At 54.9% G+C, this 19,217-nt stretch carries 21 protein-coding genes and 1 riboswitch; of the genes, 1 reads left to right on the forward strand and 20 read right to left on the reverse strand.

Translation table 11 applies throughout. The annotated features are described in order from the left end of the window. Window positions 1-137: 137 nt before the first annotated feature. The 9 genes from ytfJ to ribD form a co-directional block, all read right to left on the reverse strand. Entirely contained in the window at window positions 138-605 is a 468-nt protein-coding gene (gene ytfJ / locus KI367_RS00510; RefSeq protein ID WP_212946866.1) for a GerW family sporulation protein, read from the reverse strand. Window positions 606-705: 100 nt separating this feature from the next. Further along, a complete protein-coding gene (locus KI367_RS00515) occupies window positions 706-1,416 on the reverse strand; it encodes a DUF2953 domain-containing protein (protein ID WP_036714556.1) in 711 nt (236 codons plus the stop codon). A gap of 98 nt (window positions 1,417-1,514) precedes the next feature. After that, on the reverse strand, window positions 1,515-2,765 hold the full coding sequence (locus KI367_RS00520; protein ID WP_212946868.1) for a glycoside hydrolase family 16 protein: 1,251 nt from the start codon (window positions 2,763-2,765) through the stop codon (window positions 1,515-1,517). Window positions 2,766-3,021: 256 nt separating this feature from the next. Further along, complete coding sequence (gene scpB / locus KI367_RS00525) at window positions 3,022-3,621, reverse strand: SMC-Scp complex subunit ScpB (protein ID WP_036714552.1); 600 nt, start codon at window positions 3,619-3,621, stop codon at window positions 3,022-3,024. Then, on the reverse strand, window positions 3,590-4,384 hold the full coding sequence (locus KI367_RS00530; RefSeq protein WP_036714549.1) for a segregation and condensation protein A: 795 nt from the start codon (window positions 4,382-4,384) through the stop codon (window positions 3,590-3,592). Before KI367_RS00530 ends, scpB begins: the two co-directional genes overlap by 32 nt. Window positions 4,385-4,790: 406 nt before the next feature. Then, complete coding sequence (gene ribH, locus KI367_RS00535; protein WP_036714547.1) at window positions 4,791-5,258, reverse strand: 6,7-dimethyl-8-ribityllumazine synthase; 468 nt, start codon at window positions 5,256-5,258, stop codon at window positions 4,791-4,793. Between the two features lie 76 nt (window positions 5,259-5,334). Further along, entirely contained in the window at window positions 5,335-6,540 is a 1,206-nt protein-coding gene (locus tag KI367_RS00540; protein ID WP_212946870.1) for a bifunctional 3,4-dihydroxy-2-butanone-4-phosphate synthase/GTP cyclohydrolase II, read from the reverse strand. A gap of 48 nt (window positions 6,541-6,588) precedes the next feature. Further along, complete coding sequence (ribE, locus tag KI367_RS00545) at window positions 6,589-7,248, reverse strand: riboflavin synthase (protein WP_036714545.1); 660 nt, start codon at window positions 7,246-7,248, stop codon at window positions 6,589-6,591. A gap of 16 nt (window positions 7,249-7,264) precedes the next feature. Continuing rightward, window positions 7,265-8,395: a bifunctional diaminohydroxyphosphoribosylaminopyrimidine deaminase/5-amino-6-(5-phosphoribosylamino)uracil reductase RibD gene (ribD, locus tag KI367_RS00550; RefSeq protein WP_212946871.1), complete on the reverse strand. Its 1,131-nt coding sequence runs from the start codon at window positions 8,393-8,395 to the stop codon at window positions 7,265-7,267. A 356-nt stretch (window positions 8,396-8,751) separates the two neighbouring features. Further along, window positions 8,752-8,935, reverse strand: a riboswitch (FMN riboswitch). 7 nt (window positions 8,936-8,942) lie between these two features. Between ribD and KI367_RS00555 the strand changes: the two genes are divergently transcribed. Further along, a complete protein-coding gene (locus KI367_RS00555) occupies window positions 8,943-9,122 on the forward strand; it encodes a hypothetical protein (protein ID WP_212946873.1) in 180 nt (59 codons plus the stop codon). 67 nt (window positions 9,123-9,189) lie between these two features. On the opposite strand, the gene KI367_RS00560 is transcribed toward KI367_RS00555, so the two are convergent. The 11 genes from KI367_RS00560 to xerD form a co-directional block, all read right to left on the reverse strand. Then, window positions 9,190-9,627, reverse strand: a complete 438-nt coding sequence (locus KI367_RS00560) for a peptidylprolyl isomerase (RefSeq protein ID WP_036714541.1) — start codon at window positions 9,625-9,627, stop codon at window positions 9,190-9,192. A gap of 264 nt (window positions 9,628-9,891) precedes the next feature. Further along, on the reverse strand, window positions 9,892-11,223 hold the full coding sequence (lysA, locus tag KI367_RS00565; RefSeq protein WP_212946875.1) for a diaminopimelate decarboxylase: 1,332 nt from the start codon (window positions 11,221-11,223) through the stop codon (window positions 9,892-9,894). A 117-nt stretch (window positions 11,224-11,340) separates the two neighbouring features. After that, entirely contained in the window at window positions 11,341-12,930 is a 1,590-nt protein-coding gene (locus KI367_RS00570; protein ID WP_212947425.1) for a spore germination protein, read from the reverse strand. 179 nt (window positions 12,931-13,109) lie between these two features. Further along, window positions 13,110-13,517 carry a stage V sporulation protein AB gene (locus KI367_RS00575; RefSeq protein WP_036714560.1) on the reverse strand — a complete coding sequence of 136 codons (408 nt, stop codon included), beginning with the start codon at window positions 13,515-13,517 and terminating at the stop codon, window positions 13,110-13,112. A 17-nt stretch (window positions 13,518-13,534) separates the two neighbouring features. Next, the gene (locus tag KI367_RS00580; protein ID WP_036714540.1) at window positions 13,535-14,176 is read right to left on the reverse strand and encodes a stage V sporulation protein AA; all 642 of its coding nucleotides are present in this window, start codon (window positions 14,174-14,176) and stop codon (window positions 13,535-13,537) included. A gap of 174 nt (window positions 14,177-14,350) precedes the next feature. Next, window positions 14,351-15,106, reverse strand: a complete 756-nt coding sequence (gene sigF / locus KI367_RS00585; protein ID WP_036714539.1) for an RNA polymerase sporulation sigma factor SigF — start codon at window positions 15,104-15,106, stop codon at window positions 14,351-14,353. Window positions 15,107-15,117: 11 nt separating this feature from the next. After that, window positions 15,118-15,579 carry an anti-sigma F factor gene (gene spoIIAB / locus KI367_RS00590; protein WP_036714538.1) on the reverse strand — a complete coding sequence of 154 codons (462 nt, stop codon included), beginning with the start codon at window positions 15,577-15,579 and terminating at the stop codon, window positions 15,118-15,120. Beyond that, window positions 15,576-15,929, reverse strand: a complete 354-nt coding sequence (gene spoIIAA, locus KI367_RS00595; protein WP_036714537.1) for an anti-sigma F factor antagonist — start codon at window positions 15,927-15,929, stop codon at window positions 15,576-15,578. The genes spoIIAB and spoIIAA overlap by 4 nt, the downstream gene beginning before the upstream one ends. A gap of 93 nt (window positions 15,930-16,022) precedes the next feature. Further along, window positions 16,023-17,204, reverse strand: a complete 1,182-nt coding sequence (locus tag KI367_RS00600; protein ID WP_036714536.1) for a D-alanyl-D-alanine carboxypeptidase family protein — start codon at window positions 17,202-17,204, stop codon at window positions 16,023-16,025. A 264-nt stretch (window positions 17,205-17,468) separates the two neighbouring features. Then, a complete protein-coding gene (locus tag KI367_RS00605; protein ID WP_212946876.1) occupies window positions 17,469-18,293 on the reverse strand; it encodes a purine-nucleoside phosphorylase in 825 nt (274 codons plus the stop codon). After that, window positions 18,280-19,212 carry a site-specific tyrosine recombinase XerD gene (gene xerD / locus KI367_RS00610; protein ID WP_212946878.1) on the reverse strand — a complete coding sequence of 311 codons (933 nt, stop codon included), beginning with the start codon at window positions 19,210-19,212 and terminating at the stop codon, window positions 18,280-18,282. The genes KI367_RS00605 and xerD overlap by 14 nt, the downstream gene beginning before the upstream one ends. Between the last annotated feature and the right edge of the window lie 5 nt (window positions 19,213-19,217).

Genomic DNA, 19,217 nt, shown 5'->3' on the forward strand with positions numbered 1-19,217 from the left:
GTTTATTCCTCCGGATTCTTGAAAATCTTGTACAAGTATATGCTTGTCTTTCAAATCGTATGCCATCAAGCCTTCTTGATCCGAATACCCGCTCTCAAAAAAATCCCCTTCGGGTGCGAAGGGGATCATGCTCTGGTTTAATAAAAAGTCGGCGGTTCGTTTACCATTTGCTGCCGGGCGTTTACGCCTGCAGTCGCGGCATTCCCCGTTTGGAACATGGCTTGAAGCTTTTCCACCATCATCGGCGCGGAGTCGATGATTTTCTCGAAGATATGCGTTTGGTTGTCCAGCGGCACGATGTTGACCCCTTCTTTGCCGACGACGAGAAACGCGATCGGACGGATGGAGACGCCGCCGCCGCTGCCGCCGCCGAAAGGCATCGAGGACTTCAGGTCTGCGTGGCCATGCTCGCCGACTTTGCCTGCATACTCGCCGTTAAAATCGCTGCCCCCCGCAGCGAATCCAAAGCCGACGCGGCTGATCGGAAGGATGACGCTGCCGTCCGGCGTTTGCACGGGGTCGCCTACGATGGTATTAACGTCGACCATGCCTTTGATGTTTTCCATGGCGGTTTGCATAAGGCCTTGAATCGGATGATCGGACATGTTCTGCTTCCTCCTTCATGAAACTAAATAAGGTCACTTCAATCCTTAGTTTGCCCACAATCATTTCGAGTATGTAGGAGCATGAACCCGCACAGCCAAGCTACACGCTTGGAACCTTCTGGTTGTTGGCCTTCATTTGGCGGTACAAGCGGAACCATCTTTTCAACCCGCCTTCCACCTGCAAAATCCGCGACATCAAAATAAACGACGCATACATCGCATAACCGAACGAAAGCCTGGAAACGCAATAAAATTCGGTCGAAAAGGACATTTCGTCGCTAAATTCGGGAATGACGTGCAAATCCGGATGGCTTTTCATGCGAACCTGAAAGGAAAGCCATCCGACCAGCGTCGTTTTGATGCTCCAAAGCACGCCGCTGGCAACGGCCGTCCACTCGGCTTCCCCCGTCGAAAAACGGGTCGACCAGTTGAGTTCATGCACCCGGACATGGGCAAAGGTGTGCCGCAGCCATTTTTTGAGGGAAGCGGTCGATTCCAATAAAATGTGCACTTCCTTGGACCACAGTTCAATTTTGCGTTTATTGAGCCGCACATGGGCGGAGTCTCCCGATTTCCGGCTCAGGTTGTTTTGTTTTTCAAGTTTGAGCAGGAAGCCCTTTTTCATGTTGTCGAATTTCAGCTTCGGCATTTCGTAATGGAACCGGACCATGCCGAAAAGCATCCGGATATCGACTTCGGCGCGGTCATCGCTTCCTTCCTTTTTGTACCGGACGGTACACGTGATGTTCGACATTGCGGCGGCAATGATCAGGATGACGATGACGGCTATGACAACGAGCGCAATCCACACGATGGAGCCCCCCAGATCTGAGCATCTTTTCTTCGGACATAGTATTGTCTACACGTCTGGAAAAGATTCGGTTCATTTGCTTTCCGGGGTAGTGCATCCTATGCCATGAATACGGCCAGGTCAGCGATTCGGTAGCCCTGCGGCGCCTCCGCAACGCTCTTGACGATCAGCCGCAGGGCTTTTGCCCCCTTGACGATCGGGAATTTCGCTTTGTAAACGAGATGCCCGCTTCCAGAATCAGGTTCCTTCAGGGCCGAACGTTGATCCGTTACTTGAATCCACCCGTCCAAACCGTTCGCGGACACTTCGACCGCCCACTCGCAATGACAATCGGAAGCAAGGGTGAAACGTACCGTGTTAAATGATTTCGGCTCCATCCAATCCAAATAATACATGTGCGGCGCAGGGATGCCCGGCTTGCTCAAGACGCACGTATCCGGATTTCCGTCGTTCAGCGCGCAAATATGCGATTTCGCTTCATATAAATCTCCCCATACGATATCCGTCCCGCTCCCCGCCACCGCCGAGCGCGCCAGATTTTCGCCTTCCTGCGCCGTTTCCGCCGGGAATAGCTCCATCGGCATCCCTTCCCTTTTGTAAACGCGGAAATAATCGACGGCGAATTCCTTCGGATAAGGCACAGCAGGATCGAGTTCGCCGACCCATCCACCGTCGGATTCGTTGATCTGGAGCAGCGTGACCATCGGGTAGTCCGGAGACTGGTTCGTCTGCCATATTTTTTGGTTATCCAAATAAAAAGCCATGCCGTTTTCATCCCATTCGAAGCCGTAAACGTGGAACCCGCCGGACAAATCGGTTTCGGCACGGTAAGGCTGATGCTCGTATTTTAATTTAGGATCGCGCAGCGCGTGCAAGGTCGAGTTCATGACATGCGTATCTTTGCCGAGCACTTCGAAAATGTCCACTTCGGCGTTTTGTTGCAGCTGGTTTTCGAAGCCGATCATCCACCAGGCCGAATTGATTCCGCTGCCTTTCGCGACTTTGGCCCGCAGCTCGAAATAACCGTATTTCGTCACCAGATTCATGGCAGGCCTTACGTGCCTGCGCAGCTCCAGTTGCTCCCAGAAACGGTGAAGCCCGTCCCGCATGCCGGTGGCCACGGCTGAAATCCTTTTTTGGGCGTCCGGCAGCTGCAGCACGAGACAGGAATCCCTGAGCTCGTAAGCTGCCTCATTTTCTCCAGGCCCGTACCAATGCGCCAACCCGTAAGGCAAAAACTTTCTTTCATCGAATGCCGTTCCTTCGAATTCTTCCTGGAAAACCAGCTGCCATCCTTCCTTTTGCGGCGGGTTTGCCGGGAAGCCGGGCGCGTGCGGATTGCTATTCATTCCAATTTCCTCCTTATAAATCGTTCTTCAAATCGTTAGGTATACCGGCTGGCTCAAGACAGCCGCTTCGCGAATGTATTTTTTCAATTATGCGCAGTATGCGCTTTCATTGTAATATGGATGACCCTTAAGCGAAATGTCAATTTTCTTACTTGATTTTCGTTTTATTGACTTGTTTGGGCATAAGGAAAATAAAAACCGCCGGAAAGATTTCTTTCCGGCGGTTTCGTCAAGCGTTCCCGAGTCTATCTATTTTTTAATCCACGTCATCGATCGTCAGCTGCCTTCCGTCCAGCTTTTCGAACAGCAGCTGCGTCTCCTCTTCCAGGTTTTCCGTGCTTTCGAACAGCTGCGGCTCCGGCAAATCCTGAAGGCTGGGAAGACCGAAATAATCCAGAAACGATTTCGTCGTCCCGTATAAAATCGGTCTGCCGATCGCCTCGGCTCGCCCCGTTTCCTCGATCAAATCCTTGTTTACCAAGGTTTGAATGGCACGCTCCGATTTGACCCCGCGGATCTCTTCGATTTCCACGCGCGTGATCGGCTGACGGTAAGCGACGATCGCCAGCGTTTCCAGCGCTGCCTGGGACAGCGACGAACGGGAAGGCGAATAGGCGAGTTTTTCGTAATAGGAGGCATGGTCCGCAAGCGTCGCCAGCTGGTAGCTGCCGGCGATTTGCATCACCTGGATGCCGCGCTGCTGCCGCTCGAAATCCTCCTTCAATTCTTTTAACGCGTCTTCGACCAGTTCCGGCCTGTGATCCACGATTTCGGCGATCTGTTTGACCGTGAGTCCTTCATCCCCCGCGAGAAACAGCAGCCCCTCAATAATCGATTTCAATTTCGGAAAGTCCATGAAGCTGCTCCCCTCCTCTCCATTCCATTACGATATCATCGAACAGCTTTTCCTGGTAGCACAGGATTTGCTTCATTTTCATCAGCTCCAAAATTGCCAAAAAAGTCACGACGATCTCATGCCTTACCATGTCTTCGTGCAATAGCCGGGAAAACAGCACTTTCCCCCCGGGGCCCGACTCCGAAAGAACGTCCACGACCTGCCGGATCCGGTCCTTAACCGAGATTTCGTCGCGTTGGATCCGGGTGTAGCTTGTCCGACGCACCGCTTTGCGGAGCGCCTTCTGAAAGGCGGCGACCAGGTCCGCGGCATGCAGCCCCCGCACCGGGTTTTCGTTCACCTGCGGCACCCAGGGCGTCAAATCTTCGGGTTCTTTGGCATAAATCAGGCTGCGCTCCCATTCCCGTTCCTGCAAATGTTTGGCGATGCCTTTGTATTTTCGGTATTCGATCAGCTTCTGCACCAGCTCCGCGCGCGGATCGACGTCTTCCTCCTCGTAAAAATCGAATTCATCCATTTCGAACACCGGCGGTTTCGGCAGGAGCAGCTTGCTTTTAATGGACAACAGCGTTGCGGCCATGACGAGAAATTCGCTCGTAATATCGAGCTCCAGCTCCTGCATGGTGTGCAAATATTCCATGTATTGATCGGTAATCTCGCTGACGGGGATATCCTGGATATTGATTTCCGCTTTGTCTATCAGGTGAAGGAGCAAATCGAGCGGACCCTCAAATGTCTCCAGTTTATATAATACTGTGTTCACGGCTTATCCTCCGTCCATAAAATGAGCTTCTATATTATATATTAAAAAAATGCAGTGCCCCGTGTAAAGGCGCTACATTTAAATAAGCACGATATCGCCGCATTCGTCAAGCCGGCCCGTCCCCGCCGCATCAGCCCTTTAGGGCTCCCGCCGTCAACCGGCCCGTGATTTGCCGTTGATAGATGACGTGCAATCACGATAACGGGAACCATCAAAATCGGCAGTCCGGCGAACACAAGCCCACGCCGTCCGGTACCGCATTTCGCCCGGCATCGCCGCAATTCAGGCGGGGATGTTATCCGGGTTCGGCTTCATTCGGCAATTACAGCAAAAGCATCGCTTCCGCGCAAAAAAGGCAACCTTCATGCCGAAGGATGCCCTATGCTGCCGTTAACCGGCCTTCATTTTATTTGAACTGCTTCGTCAGGTTCGCCATCTCGATCGCCGATACCGCCGCCTCGTAACCTTTGTTGCCGGCTTTGGTGCCTGCGCGTTCCACGGCCTGTTCGATGCTGTCCGTCGTCAAAACGCCGAAGATGACCGGAACGCCGGTTTTCAGGCTCGTTGCCGCTACGCCCTTGGCGACCTCGTTGCACACGACGTCATAATGGGAAGTTGCCCCGCGAATGACCGTGCCCAGCGTGATGACGGCGTCATATTTGCCGCTTTCGGCCATTTTGCTGGCGATCAGCGGAATTTCGAAAGCTCCTGGCACCCAGGCGACATCCACTTCTTCGTCCAAAGCCCCGTGCCGCTTGAGTCCGTCCAAGGCCCCGCTAAGCAGCTTGCTTGTAATAAATTCGTTGAATCTGCCTACCACGATTCCGTATTTCAGTCCGCTCGATACCAAATTTCCTTCAAAAATATGCGTCATGTTTCATCAACCTTTCGTTCTGGAGTGTATTTGTTTATTCTCATGCCTTGACTTGGGCCATGCGCCCGACGAGTGTTTACAGATTCAGCATATGGCCAAGCTTTGCCCGTTTCGTTTGCAGATAACGGCTGTTGTCCTTCCCGGCCTCCATCTGGATCGGCACCCGCTCCACCACCTCGAGGCCATGGCCTTCAAGGCCTTTGATTTTCCGCGGATTGTTGGTCAACAGACGGATTTTCGATACGCCCAAATCTTTCAAAATTTGCGCGCCGATCCCGTAATCGCGCAGGTCTGCCGGAAATCCGAGCTGCAGGTTCGCATCCACCGTATCCAGTCCCTGCTCCTGCAATTCGTAAGCCTTCAGCTTGTTGATCAAACCGATGCCCCGGCCCTCCTGTCTCATGTACAGCAGAACGCCGGTACCCTCCTGCTCGATCTGGCGCAGCGCGGCGGCGAACTGCGGGCCGCAGTCGCAGCGCAGCGAATGGAAGACGTCGCCGGTCAAACATTCGGAGTGGACCCGGACGAGCACCGGCTCGTCGCCCGAAATCGTTCCCTTCACGAGCGCGAGATGTTCCTTGTCGTCCACGTCGTTGGTGTAGGCAACAGCCTTGAATTCGCCGAATTCCGTCGGCATCCGCACCTCGGCCGCCCGGTGCACCAGCTTCTCCCGCTCATTCCGGTATTTGATCAAGTCCTGGATCGAAATGAGCTTCAGCCCATGTTTTTTTGCGATCCCCTGCAGATCCGGCAGTCTTGCCATCGTGCCGTCTTCTTTCATGATTTCGCAGATGACGCCGGCCGGCGCCGAACCGCTCAATACGGCCAGGTCCACCGCAGCTTCCGTATGCCCTGCGCGCCGCAGGACGCCGCCGTCTTTGGCGATCAAAGGAAACATATGTCCCGGACGCCGAAAATCCGCCGGAGCCGCCGCCGGGTCGATCAGCGCCTTGGCCGTCAGCGACCGTTCCTGCGCCGAAATCCCCGTCGTCGTATTTCTATGGTCCACCGACACCGTAAAGGCCGTGCCGTGGTGATCCGTGTTCTGGGACGTCATCGGCATCAGCTCGAGCGCCTCCGCCCGTTCCCTTGCCAGAGGGACGCAGACAAGCCCGCGGCCTTCGGTAACCATGAAATTGATCACCTCCGGCGTCGCTTTTTCCGCAAGAGCCACAAAATCCCCCTCGTTTTCCCGGTCCTCGTCATCCACGACGATGATCACCTTGCCGGACCGGAGATCCTGAATCGCGTCTTCAATCGGGTCAAAATGAATTGGTTCCATGATGTTCGTTACCCCCTTTTGTAGTTGCGTTGTCGGCAGCCCTGCGCGTTACGCAAAACCGTTGGACGCCAGCATATCCAGCGTTATGCCGGACCGCTCCGCGCCTTTGCCGGACGCCGCCGGCCCTAACAGCGCATGCACGTATTTGCCGATAATGTCGCATTCGATATTGACGACGCTGCCCGGCTTCAGGCCGGATAATCCGGTTTCCTGAAGCGTGTGCGGTATGACCGACACGGTGAAGCTTTCGCCGTCGGTGTCGGCAATCGTCAGACTGACTCCATCCACCGTAACGGAGCCTTGCGGGATGATGAATTTGGACAAGTCCGGTTTATCCGGCACGATCTCGATCAGCACCGCGTTCTGCTCCTTGGACAGCCGCCGGACCGTACCGGTCATGTCGGCATGCCCCTGAACCAGATGGCCGCCGAATCGTCCGCCTGCTTTCATCGCCCGCTCGAGATTGATGCGGCTTCCCGGCTTCAGCAGCCCCAGATTGGAATGGCGGTACGTCTGGGGCGTGACGTCGACGGAAAAAACGCCGCCGCCGATTTTCGTGGCGGTCAGGCAGACTCCGTTCACCGCGATGCTGTCGCCGATCCGGATGTCGTCCATGATGGCGGAAGCCTTGATCGTTAAAACCATGGCCTCCCCTTGCCTTGCAATGCCATCCAAAATCCCGATTTCTTCAACCAAACCGGTAAACATGACGTCTCCCTCCTCCTTATTGTTTTTCCCCATTCGAGCTGGCGGGCCACGCCGGTTTTCCCGAAACGAGAATGTTGTCCCCGACCTGCTCGACCTGAAGTTCATTTAACGTAATCGCATCGGCCATGCGGCGGATGCCTTCAAAATCGAAATTATGCGGGGCATGCTTGCCGCCGACGATTTTCGGAGCGATATACATTACGATTCGGTCCGCCAGGCGCGCCTGCAGCAGCTCCCCGTTCAGCGTCCCGCCGCCTTCGACCAGGATGGAGCCGATTTCCCGGCGGCCAAGCTCCTCCAAAGCGGTTCTCAGATCCACGCGAGGCCCCGCGCCGCAGGCGACGACCTCCGCCCCGAGTTCCTCCAGCATCCTGCGCCGTTCTGCCGGCGCCTGCTCCGTCGTCAACACGACGATGGGCGAGGTGCCATCCTTGAACATTTTGGCTTCGGCCGGCATGCGAAGCCCGGAGTCGACGACGATCCGTACCGGCTGCAAGCCTTCCGCGCGTTCATGCCGCGTCGTCAGGCTGGGATCGTCGGCCAGAACCGTTCCGATCCCGACCATGATCGCCTGATGCCGATGGCGAAGGGCATGCGCCTGAAGCCGGGCTTCCGCGTTTGATATCCACTTGCTGTCGCCCGTGTCGGCGGCGATTTTCCCGTCCAACGTGCTTGCCGTCTTGATCGTCACGTAAGGCAGCTTTGTCGTGATATACTTCGCGAACTTTTCGTTCAGGCGAAGCGCCCGTTCCCGCAGCACGCCGACATCGACTTCGATTCCGTGACGGCGGAGCCGTTCGATCCCGGAGCCCGCGACGACGGGATTCGGATCTTCGCAAGCGACGACGACCCGCTTCACCTTGGCTTTGATCAACAGGTCGCTGCATGGCGGGGTTTTGCCGTGATGGCTGCAGGGCTCCAGCGTGACGTACACCGTGCTGCCTTCGGCCTGATCGCCGGCCATTCGGACGGCATGCACTTCCGCATGCGCGGTTCCTCGCTGCAGATGCGTCCCGAGTCCGACAAGCGCGCCGCCTTTGACGATCACGCAGCCCACGACCGGATTGATTCCCGTCTGCCCCTGCGCGCGTTCGGCCATATCCAGCGCCAGGGACATGTAAAATTCGTCGTTCACGGGGAGTTCCATCGCGCAAGTCCCCTCCTTTCCGTTCTTTTGCCTGATCAACCAGGCAACAAAAAAGCCCTCCGGATACCATCCGGGGGCTTGTCGAGAGTAAGCTAAAGACACGCGAATAAAGCTTCGCCCAATCATCATCATAGGCGTACCCGCAACCGGGAACGGCAAAACAAAGCGAGCCTGAGTCACTTGCTTCATCCGAGACGCGACGCGAAAACGGGACCTCCTTGAAGATCGAATCCGGAGTCATCAAAAAACCCGTTTTCCGATATTCCAAGAACGAACGTCCTGAAAACACGTAAAAAAGACACGTCTATGCCGCAGCTTTATTGGTGCAAACGCATAAGCATATGTACCATGCGCTTTCGCTCCTTCTCCCATCCAGACTATACTGTCGGTCCCGGATTTGCACCGGGTCCACCGTACGCGGGCGCTAAAGGCCACGCGGCCGGGTCACGGACTAAGATGCACCAGTTTCATGGCCGTACGCCATAAACGAAATGCATCATCACCGCCGGTAGGGAATTTCACCCTGCCCCGAAGGAATAAACCAATCATGCGTATGAAATTGTTGGAAAGCCTGCTGAAAAAGATCAAGCCGCTTTCTAAAAGAAATGTTACCACCACTTCGGCCAAATTGCAACCTTTGCCCCGCGAAGCCGGTCCTATGGCTCGCAAACGCCTGCAACGAAAGGCTTTCGGACTTCATCAAACGAAAAAAAGCCGACGCCGGTAAGTACCGGCGCCGGCTGTGCCGTTCGCTGACGGTCAAGCCAAAACGTTCCGAAGAGGCGATGCCCTTCTTATTGTTCGTCCCAAACTTTGACTTCTTTCATTTTGTCGCCCGGTCTGATCGCGTCGACAAGCTCCATGCCTTTCGTCACTTTGCCGAAAACGGTATGCACGCCGTCCAGGTGATGCTGCGGCTCGTACACGATAAAAAATTGGCTGCCGCCCGTGTTGCGTCCGGCATGCGCCATGGACAACACGCCTCTCTCGTGCTTCGTCGTGTTCGTTGCGGTTTCGCAATCGATGGTGTAACCCGGGCCGCCGGTGCCGTTTCCGATCGGGCAGCCGCCTTGCGCCACGAAACCAGGAATCACGCGGTGGAACGTCAGGCCGTTATAAAAGCCGGAATTCGCCAGCTTTTCAAAGTTTGCCACCGTGTTCGGCGCTTCTTGCGGCAAAAATTCTATTTCAACTACTCCGCCTTTTTCAAGTTCAATCGTACCTTTTTTCATCGGTATTCACTTCCTCCGGATATTTTCGTTTATTGGATGCTGCTTCATTCGCCAATGGACAAACACCGGTACAAGCATGTCCGCCGTTTGGACTCACTACCTGATTGTATCTTACATGCAGACCCTTTTGCAATGATTTCGGGAAACGAAAAAGACCATTTCCGCATTCCCCAATACAGAAATGATCTTTTCCGTGTTTTGTTCTTCACCAATTCTTGCTTTTTAACGACGGCTGTTCCCGATCTCTCGGACCGCTGTAAATCCTTACTTCAGGACAGCCTGCTTGCTGATCCGCTCCGGGATGACGTCGTTGCCGACGATATCCTGCAGCGTTTCGCGGCGGACGACCAGATCGCTTTCGCCCTCGCGGACGAATACGACCGCCGGACGGCGAATGCGGTTATAGTTGCTGGCCATGGAATAGTTGTACGCTCCCGTGCAGGAAACAGCCAGCAGGTCTCCGCTGTTTACTTTGGGCAGGTCCAGGTCCCAGATCAGCATGTCGCCGCTTTCGCAGCATTTTCCGGCAATGGAAACCGTCTCTTCGACCGGATCGTTCGCGCGGTTGGCGAGCAGCGCTTCATATTTGGATTCGTACAAAGCGGGACGCGGATTGTCCGTCATGCCGCCGTCTACGGCCACATATTTGCGGACGCCCGGAATGTCCTTGCTCGTTCCGACCGTGTAAAGCGTCGTGCCGGCGTCGCCGACGATGCTCCGGCCCGGCTCCACCCAAATTTCGGGAAGCTCGGAAGACCATCCGGAAAAATGGGTTTTAACCGCATCGGTGATCGCTTTTACGTATTGCGAAACCTCAAGCGGCGTATCCCCGTCCACATAGCGGATCCCGAAACCTCCGCCCAGGTTGACCACCTTGAACTGCACGGCAAGCTGCTCGGACACGCTTTTTGCGAATTCCGCCACTCGTTGCACCGCCATTTCAAAGCCTTCAACCTCGAAGATTTGGGAGCCGATGTGGGAATGAACGCCGAGCAGCTCCAGGTTCGACTGTTCGGAGGCCAGCTTCACGGCTTCGAATGCCGATCCGTTGCCGATGTCGAAGCCGAACTTGGAATCGGTTTGACCCGTGGAGATGTACTCATGGGTATGCGCTTCGACGCCCGGCGTTACGCGGAGCAAAATTTGCACGCGCACGTTTTTCTCGGCCGCGACCGCATTCAAGAGGTGCAGCTCCACCAAGTTGTCCACAACGAAGCAGCCGATTTCGGCGTCGATCGCCATTTCGATTTCCTCCAGCGTTTTGTTGTTGCCGTGGAAATGAATGCGTTTGGCCGGAAATCCTGCCTGCAGCGCGGTGTAAAGCTCCCCGTCGGATACCACATCAAGCGACATGCCTTCCTGGTCTGCGATGCGGCACATGGCCATCGTGCAAAACGCTTTGCTCGCATAAGCGACCTGGAATTTCAGGCCGGATGCGCGGAAAGCTGCGATGTACTGCTGGCAGCGCTGACGCACGAGCTCTTCGTCCACGATATAAAGCGGTGTTCCGTATCGGGCCTTGAGTTCCGTCACGTCGCAACCGCCGATTTCCAGATGCCCTGCTGCGTTTATTTGACTTGTACCATGTAAGAACATAATTCAGCATCCCTTCGCTTTCTGTGGAAAATCAAACTTCCATCTGAACTTTTACATCAGTATAACAGACAACGGAAGAGAATGAATGGATTTTTAAGCAAAACATTTGTATTTTTTCTACGATTGATCCGTATTGTCCGGGTTAGGCGCCATTTTCGTGTTATCCCGCGTTTTGTTGAAGGATGGCCTTTTCTTCGCCTCCAGCAGCGGAAAACGGAATAATACGCTCGCCAGCGCCTTTGCATTAAAAGGTATAAACGGCCACAAATACGAAGAATTGTACGATCGGTGCAGCGTCAGCAGCAAAACGAGCAGCGTCGTGCCGATGACGAACCCCTGCACCTTAAAGAGCGCAACGGCCACCAGAAGCACCAGGCGCACCAGCCGGTTGGCCAGCCCGAGCTCATAGCTTGGCGTCGCAAACATGCCGATGGCCGCAACGGCCATATAGAGCACGACTTCGTTGACGAACAATCCGGTTTTGACCGCGATGTCGCCGACGAGGATGGCCGCGATCAACCCCATGGCGGACGCCAGCGGCGTAGGGGTGTGGACGGCCGCCAGCCGCAGCAGGTCCACCCCGAATTCGACCATCAGAAACTGGGCGACCAAAGGGACTTTGCCATGGTCATGAGGCCCGATGAACTGGAGAAAGCCCGGCTTCAATTCCGGATTGGCCACCAACAGCATCCATAAGGGCAGCAAAAACATGGAAGCGACGATCCCGAGAAAGCGGATCCACCTCAAATACGTGCCCATAAATGCCGTTTGCCGGTTTTCCTCGGCATGCTGGCACAGGTCGAAAAAAGTGGTCGGCATGACCATGACGCTCGGCGACGTATCGACGAACACGGCCACCCGCCCCTCCAAAATATGCGAAGCCACCACGTCGGGCCGTTCCGAATACCGGACCAGCGGATACGGATGCCAGCCTTTGTTGATGATCGCCTCCTCCAGCTGCTTATCCGCCTGCGGCAGCCCTTCGATGTCCAGGCCTTTGATTTTTTCCCGGATCGAATCGACCTGCACTTTATCGACGATATCGTCAATATATGCAATGCACACGTCCGTACGTGTACGTCTACCTACCTGGACCAGTTCCGCTTTGAATCCGGGATCGCGGACGCGGCGGCGGACAAGAGCGATATTGCTGAGCAGCGTCTCGACAAAGCCGTCCCTGGAGCCCCGTACCACCCTCTCGATGCTCGGTTCCTCCGGGCTGCGCACCGGGAAGGTGCGCGTATCCAGCACGATGGCCGCCTGCTCGCCTTCGATGTACAGGGCGGACATGCCCATCAGCACCTTGTTGATCGTGGAGCTAAGCTTCTTTTCGACTTCCACCTGAATATGCGGGATATAACATTCGAAAAAGGCTTTCAGCGCATCGGTCGTCAATTGATCCGCCGACAGATAGGTCAGCCGCTTCAAAATTTCGAGCATGATGTTGTCTTTGGCGAACCCGTTGACGAAAAACAGCCCCGTGCGCTGCCCCGCCAGCGTCATCTCGCGGAACACGATGTCAAAGGAGGTCCCGAGTCCCACCACTTCCTTTAACGTCGCCTTCGTTTGGTCGAGGCTCCCCGAAATGTCGTCCGTCTTTTGCCAGTAGATGACCGATTCCTCGACCGAGTCGGAGTGCTCCTTTTCCCGCTTTTTCTCCTCGGCTTTGGCCGGACCCTTCTGCCGCTGCCCTTCCGCCGCCTTCATGTTTGACCCGTTCCCGGGATCATGGCCATTCCCATCGCCTGCGTTTGAACTCGAGGCCGCCTCTCCCTCTGCTTCCTCCGCGTCGCCGTACGACATCGCCACGGCCGGTTTTGCCGGATCCTCCATGCCTGTTCGTTCGTTTTCATGTTCGTTCATGATCCACGCACCCCTTTCGCGTCTTACTTTCTGTACACAAACCAGTCAAACAACGAGCCTGCCACTTTCCCCGTCACCATCGCCATCAAAAGGCCGAATAAAAAGCGGATCATCTTCAGCCGCTTCGCCAAAATCGGCAGGACGTTCAGCACCTCGGTCAAAGCCGCGGCCAACAGGCCGATAAACACGCCGTGGAACAAACCGACGACCAGACCCGACCATGGGCCCAGCGACAGCTTCCAATTCCAAAAATCAAACACGGTCCCCACCAGCGACCCCGCGACCATCGCCCCTTCGTACCAGTGTACCCGGTGGTATGAACGCGTCAGTTGGGCAAGCCTCGGAATCATGTCCAGCACGATAAACAAGGCGATCACGCCGCCGCCGACGGCAATGCCTCCTGCAATGCCCAGCAAAATTTGCACCAGCATACCAAATGCCGTCGTGTTCAATGCGGTTCACCCTTGTTTTGCGACGCTTTCATCCGTTTGTATTCCTGGGCGACGACAAACTGATCGATGTTTTCCTGGTAAAGGAACATTTCCACCTCAAGCGGGGTCGGCTCCTCGTTCCATTTTTTCTTGAACAGATGGTTGAAAAAAATGACCATGCCAAACCCGATGCCAAACGAATAAGCCGCCTGGAACAGGTAAGGATGCTCGTCCCGTTTGCCCGTCAACATTTCCACCGTCCGGATCTGAACCTCCTGCATGTTGACGTCCGCATGAAAATTCATGATCGTCAGCGCGGAGCCGAAAAAAAGAAGGAGCCAAACGAGCAAAAACAGCGCGAGGGAAGGCTTCCGCGGATTTTGGACGACCTCCACCAGCACGTGGTTTTGCCCGATCGGTTCGATTTTCACCCCGGGGATAAGCTCCTGCACCTTCGGTATGATTTGCATAAGGTCGATAAGCAGTAAATTGCCGTCCCATTTTTGCGGCTCGACCAGCTCCAAATTGCGAAGCGGCGCCTCCCACTCCGGGTCGCTCAGGATCCGGGCGACATGCCCAAGCGTCACGACCCTGCCCTGCGTGATCGGCACGCGGCTGCGCAGCTGCAGGTACACCGTAGGAGCCGAATTCGATGACATTCCTATCACTCCTTTGCTGCCTCAATGACGTTAGTATAGGAAAAAGCTCCGTTTTCTACTCCATCGATACCATTCCTGGACGTTTTCCCTTGTTTTCGGAAAAAGCCAAATCCACTAAAAACAAAAACGGACCGGCCCAAGGAAAAACGTCCTTGGAACCGGTCCGCCGCGCGTTTACTGCGCAATCTGATCGCGGATCAGCTGCAATATTTTCTTTTCCAGGCGCGACACCTGCACCTGGGATATGCCAAGCCTGGAGGCCACCTCCGATTGGGTCTGATCCCGGTAATACCGCAGGTACACGATCAGCTTCTCGCGTTCGGAAAGGCCGTCGATCGCTTCGTTCAGGGCCAGCTTGTCGAACCAGCGCTCCTGCGTATCGTCGGCGATTTGGTCCATCAGCGTAATCGGATCGCCGTCGTTCTCAAAGACGGTTTCATGGATCGAGGTCGGGGGTTTGTTTGCCTCTTGGGCAAATACCACTTCCTCCGGCGTGACCCCGAGTTCTTCGGCCACTTCCTTCACGGTCGGCAGCCGATCCAGGTGTTTCGACAGCTCGTCTTTTTTCTTCCGGACTTTGTTCGCCATTTCCTTCAGCGAGCGGCTTACCTTAAGCGTGCCGTCGTCCCGGAGGAACCGCTGAATTTCGCCGATGATCATCGGCACGGCATACGTCGAAAATTTAACGTCGTAGCTCAAATCGAATTTATCCACCGACTTCAGCAGACCGATACAGCCGATCTGAAACAAATCCTCCGGCTCATAACCGCGGTTCATGAACCTTTGTACAACGGACCAGACGAGACGGATGTTGCAGTTTACCAGCGTATCGCGGGCCATGCTGTCTCCGGCCTGGCTCAGCGCGATCAGGCGTTTGACTTCCGCATCTTCCAGATAGGTCTGCGAAGGTTTTTTCACATCAGCATCCATGCGCCCAACCCCTAATTATACAAAGCTTTCTTGGATTCAATCCTTTTCTTCATCCTGATCGATGTACCGGAGCCGGGTTCGCTGGAAACTTCAAATTCGTCCATGAAGTTTTCCATGATCGTAAATCCCATCCCTGATCTCTCCAGTTCAGGCTTTGACGTGTACAGCGGTTGACGGGCCAGATCCAAATCCTCGATGCCCGCCCCTTTGTCTTCGACGGTGATGGTCACCGTATCGCCGACGATTTCGGCGTTGATCGTGACGATTCCTTCGGGATTGCCGTCATACCCGTGAATGATGCTGTTCGTGACCGCTTCGGAAATGACGGTTTTCAAATCGCTCAGCTCGTCCATGGTCGGGTCCAGCTGGGAGATAAACGCCGCGACCGTCACCCGCGCAAAGGATTCGTTTTCCGACTTGGCGGAAAATTGGAGCGTCATGAAATTGCGCTGCACCTCTTTTTTCTCCGTCATGACACGACCTCCAATCCCGAAAGCGCCTGGCCTTCGTTATCATAAATAGGCATGATCTTAAACAGCCCGGACATGTCCAACAGACGATAGACCGCCGCATTGACGTCGCATACGGCCATTTTTCCGCCTTTGCTTTTGATCAGCTTATACCGTCCCAAAATGACTCCCAAACCGGAACTGTCCATAAACTGCAAATTTTTAAAGCTGAGCACCAAATGCTCCGTTTGTCCTCTCTGGATCGCTTCGTCCAGCTGTAAACGGACATGGTCGGCGGTATGATGATCCAATTCGCCCGAAAGGCGGACGATCAATGTTTTGCGGTGATGCTCCATTTCCACTTGCAGATTCACGCCTGCTCACTCTCCTTCCTGTCGCTTGAACAAGGATTTCTACGCAGCGAAAAGAGATTCCTGCACCCCGACAAAACTAGAAGAAAACCGCTATCAATCTACAAGGAACAATTTCGAGGCCGTGCGCTTGAACAGCTTCCACCATCCGGCTTTGCCGACTTGCTCCGGCGATTTCAGCTCGAATTCTTTGAGAACTTTGTCGCCTTGGTACACGACCAGTTTGCCAAGCACCTGTCCGGCCTGCACCGGCGCTTTGACTTCCTTCGGCACCTGCAGCTCGTGGCGGATGCCTTCGGCATTGGCCGTCCTTTTCAGCAGCACGCTGTAGTTTTGTCCGGCGGTTAAGGTCAGTTCCTTAACGTTCCCTTTGTTGACCTTGACCGTTCCGATCGTGTCGCCCGGTTTGAACAGGGTATGCATGCTGTATTGCGAGAACATGTAGTCGAACATTTTGGACACTTCTTCGTTGCGCGTCTTCGTGTTCGGTTCGCCGAGCACGACCGCCACCGCCCTCAGATCGCCTTTGACCGCCGTTGCGGACAGGCAAAATTTCGCTTCGGACGTGTATCCCGTTTTCAGCCCGTCGGCCCCCGAGTAGAACCGGACAAGCTTGTTCGTGTTGACCAGCCAGAACGGATTTTTGGAATCTTTGCGCAGGTAATCCTGGTAAGAGCCCGTGTATTTCGTAATGTCTTTATGTTTCAAAAGCTCGCGGCTGATGACGGCAATGTCGTGGGCCGAGGAGTAGTGGTTTTCGGCGGGCAGCCCGTTGCAGTTGGCAAAATGGGTATCCCTCAGCCCGAGCGCCTTCGCTTTGTCGTTCATCATTTGCACGAACGCTTCTTCGGTCCCCGCGATTTTTTCCGCGATGGCCACCGAAGCGTCGTTGCCCGATGCCATGGCGATGCCTTTAAGCATTTCGTCAACGGTCATTTCTTCGCCGGGCTCCAGGAAGATTTGCGAACCTCCCATGGAAGCGGCGTATTCGCTGGTGCGCACCTTGTCGGTCAGCTTCAGCTTGCCGGAGTCGATCGCCTCCATCGTAAGCAGCATCGTCATAATTTTGGTAATGCTGGCCGGCGGCAGTTTATCATGGCTGTTTTTCTCGTAAATAATAGTTCCCGTATTCGCATCCATAAGGATGGCGGACTTTGCGTTTGCCGCCAAATCCGCCTGCCCCGTCTGTTTGGCCTTTTCCTCCGCAAATCCTGCCTGCGGGAATGCCGCGGCCGACAGGCATGCCGACAGCACCACCGCCAATAGTGTCTTCCTCAAAATAAGTCCCCTCCTGACTCTCGTCATTTTGATCTTGAGAATTTTGCAAACCCGAAAAATAGCCGGCTGAAAACGAACGGAAGCGGAAATATGTTGCAAAATTCAAATCCTGCTGTTTTCCAGTGTCGTCAGGTTCCGAGAAAAATATTCCATGGATCGGCGGACTTATGAGGAAAATTTTGGGTAAAACGCAAAAAAATCCGCAGGTCACCTGACCTGCGGACATCCTTTCGGTATGTTGCCATACATACGCTAGAACATAAATTACATCTGCGGAATAACCGCCAGCACGAGGCTCAAAAACTTGTCCCGGGCCAGATCGGTCGTTTCCATCACTTCGTCGTGGGAAAGAGGCTGGTCCAAAATCCCCGCCGCCATGTTGCTGATGCAGGAGATGCCGAGTACCTCGAGGCCGGCGTGGCGCGCCACGATCGTTTCCGACACGGTCGACATGCCTACGGCATCGGCGCCCAGCGTCCGCAGCATCCGGATCTCGGCCGGCGTTTCATACGAAGGCCCGAGCATGCCCGCATATACGCCTTCCTGCACCTCGATGCCTTTCGCGGCGGCGATCGTCTTGAGCGTCTGGCGCAAACGGCGGCTGTAGCCCTCCGACATATCCGGGAAACGCACGCCAAGCGCCGAATCGTTTGGACCGATCAGCGGGTTTCGGCCCGTCAGGTTGATATGGTCGGATATGACCATCAAATCGCCGGGCTTATAGGATGTATTTACGCCTCCCGCCGCGTTCGTGACGAGCAGGCTTTGCACGCCCAGTTCCTTCATGACGCGCACCGGGAACGCCGTTACTTCCGGACCGTATCCTTCATACATGTGGAAACGCCCTTTCATCATGACGACGGCGCGGCCTTCGATCGTTCCGAGCAAAAGCTCGCCGTCATGCCCTTCGACCGTCGATACCGGGAAATGCGGAATATCCTGATAAGGAATCGAAATGCCGTCCTGGATCAAATCCGCAAGAACGCCAAGCCCGGATCCGAGAATCAACCCCACCTCGGGTTTCAAACCGGTTTTGCCTTGGATGTAAGCCGCCGCTTCGCGGATCACTGTCTGATTAATCATTGTCATTTCCGTTTCGCTCCTTCGACATCGTTAAATACGCCCGCTCCCGCGGATGATGGCTTTGGTACACGTCCTTCATCGCTTTTTTGGTCAACAGGCTATAGATTGGAGCCGCGGACATATCGCTGTGCCCCAGCATCTCCTGGACGGAACGGATATCCGCCCCGTCCTCGAGCAGATGGGCTGCAAAGGAATGGCGCAGCGTATGCGGGGTAATATCCCCGTCAATGCGTGCTTCCGCGGCATATTTTTTTAATATTTTCCAAAACCCTTGGCGGGTCAGCCTTGTCCCAAGATTGTTCAGGAAAAGCCCTTTTTCCCGTTCATCCTTGACCAATTGAGGCCGTATCCGATGGATGTATGTACTCACGGCTTCGGCTGAAATGCTGCTGATCGGCAGCACCCGCTCCTTCCCCGAGCTGCTCGTGCAGCGGAGAAACTTCATGTCGGGATACACGTCTTCCACGTTAAGCGACGTCAGCTCGGAGACCTTCATCCCCGTCGCGTACAGCAGCTCCAGCATCGCCTTATCGCGGATTCCCGGCGAAGTCGAGAGGTCCGGCGCTGCCAGCAGGCGCTCCACCTGTTCGACGCTTAATATTTGCGGAACTTTTTTTTTCGGTTTCGGCGACTCCAAATACAGCGTAGGGTCCTGTTCCATCAAAGACTCCTTGACCATGTAATGAAAGAAGGAACGGAGCGAGACCAGCTTCCTCATGACCGTGGATGCCGTAAACCCGCTTTGCTTCATTTCATTCATATGCATGGATACATGCAGCTTTTTGATCTCGTCGACCGATTGAATCCCCTGCCGCGAGGCAAACTCGAAAAACTGCCGCAGATCGCGTTCATAGGACTCAAGCGTGCTTTGAGACAACCCCTTTTCACCCAAATGGCGGATGAAGGATTCTACGTACTGTATCATAAGTC

The sequence above is a fragment of the Paenibacillus cookii genome (assembly GCF_018333375.1).
Classification (GTDB): domain Bacteria; phylum Bacillota; class Bacilli; order Paenibacillales; family Paenibacillaceae; genus Paenibacillus_AQ; species Paenibacillus_AQ cookii.

Coding starts and splice junctions, on each gene's coding strand:
- ytfJ (WP_212946866.1), bottom strand. CDS start 605: ATGTCCGATCATCCGATTCAAGGCCTTATGCAAACCGCCATGGAAAAC.
- KI367_RS00520 (WP_212946868.1), bottom strand. CDS start 2,765: ATGAATAGCAATCCGCACGCGCCCGGCTTCCCGGCAAACCCGCCGCAA.
- scpB (WP_036714552.1), bottom strand. CDS start 3,621: ATGGACTTTCCGAAATTGAAATCGATTATTGAGGGGCTGCTGTTTCTC.
- ribH (WP_036714547.1), bottom strand. CDS start 5,258: ATGACGCATATTTTTGAAGGAAATTTGGTATCGAGCGGACTGAAATAC.
- KI367_RS00540 (WP_212946870.1), bottom strand. CDS start 6,540: ATGGAACCAATTCATTTTGACCCGATTGAAGACGCGATTCAGGATCTC.
- ribE (WP_036714545.1), bottom strand. CDS start 7,248: ATGTTTACCGGTTTGGTTGAAGAAATCGGGATTTTGGATGGCATTGCA.
- ribD (WP_212946871.1), bottom strand. CDS start 8,395: ATGGAACTCCCCGTGAACGACGAATTTTACATGTCCCTGGCGCTGGAT.
- KI367_RS00555 (WP_212946873.1), top strand. CDS start 8,943: ATGCGTATGAAATTGTTGGAAAGCCTGCTGAAAAAGATCAAGCCGCTT.
- KI367_RS00560 (WP_036714541.1), bottom strand. CDS start 9,627: ATGAAAAAAGGTACGATTGAACTTGAAAAAGGCGGAGTAGTTGAAATA.
- lysA (WP_212946875.1), bottom strand. CDS start 11,223: ATGTTCTTACATGGTACAAGTCAAATAAACGCAGCAGGGCATCTGGAA.
- KI367_RS00570 (WP_212947425.1), bottom strand. CDS start 12,930: ATGAAGGCGGCGGAAGGGCAGCGGCAGAAGGGTCCGGCCAAAGCCGAG.
- KI367_RS00575 (WP_036714560.1), bottom strand. CDS start 13,517: ATGCTGGTGCAAATTTTGCTGGGCATTGCAGGAGGCATTGCCGTCGGC.
- KI367_RS00580 (WP_036714540.1), bottom strand. CDS start 14,176: ATGTCATCGAATTCGGCTCCTACGGTGTACCTGCAGCTGCGCAGCCGC.
- sigF (WP_036714539.1), bottom strand. CDS start 15,106: ATGGATGCTGATGTGAAAAAACCTTCGCAGACCTATCTGGAAGATGCG.
- spoIIAB (WP_036714538.1), bottom strand. CDS start 15,579: ATGACGGAGAAAAAAGAGGTGCAGCGCAATTTCATGACGCTCCAATTT.
- KI367_RS00605 (WP_212946876.1), bottom strand. CDS start 18,293: ATGACAATGATTAATCAGACAGTGATCCGCGAAGCGGCGGCTTACATC.
- xerD (WP_212946878.1), bottom strand. CDS start 19,212: ATGATACAGTACGTAGAATCCTTCATCCGCCATTTGGGTGAAAAGGGG.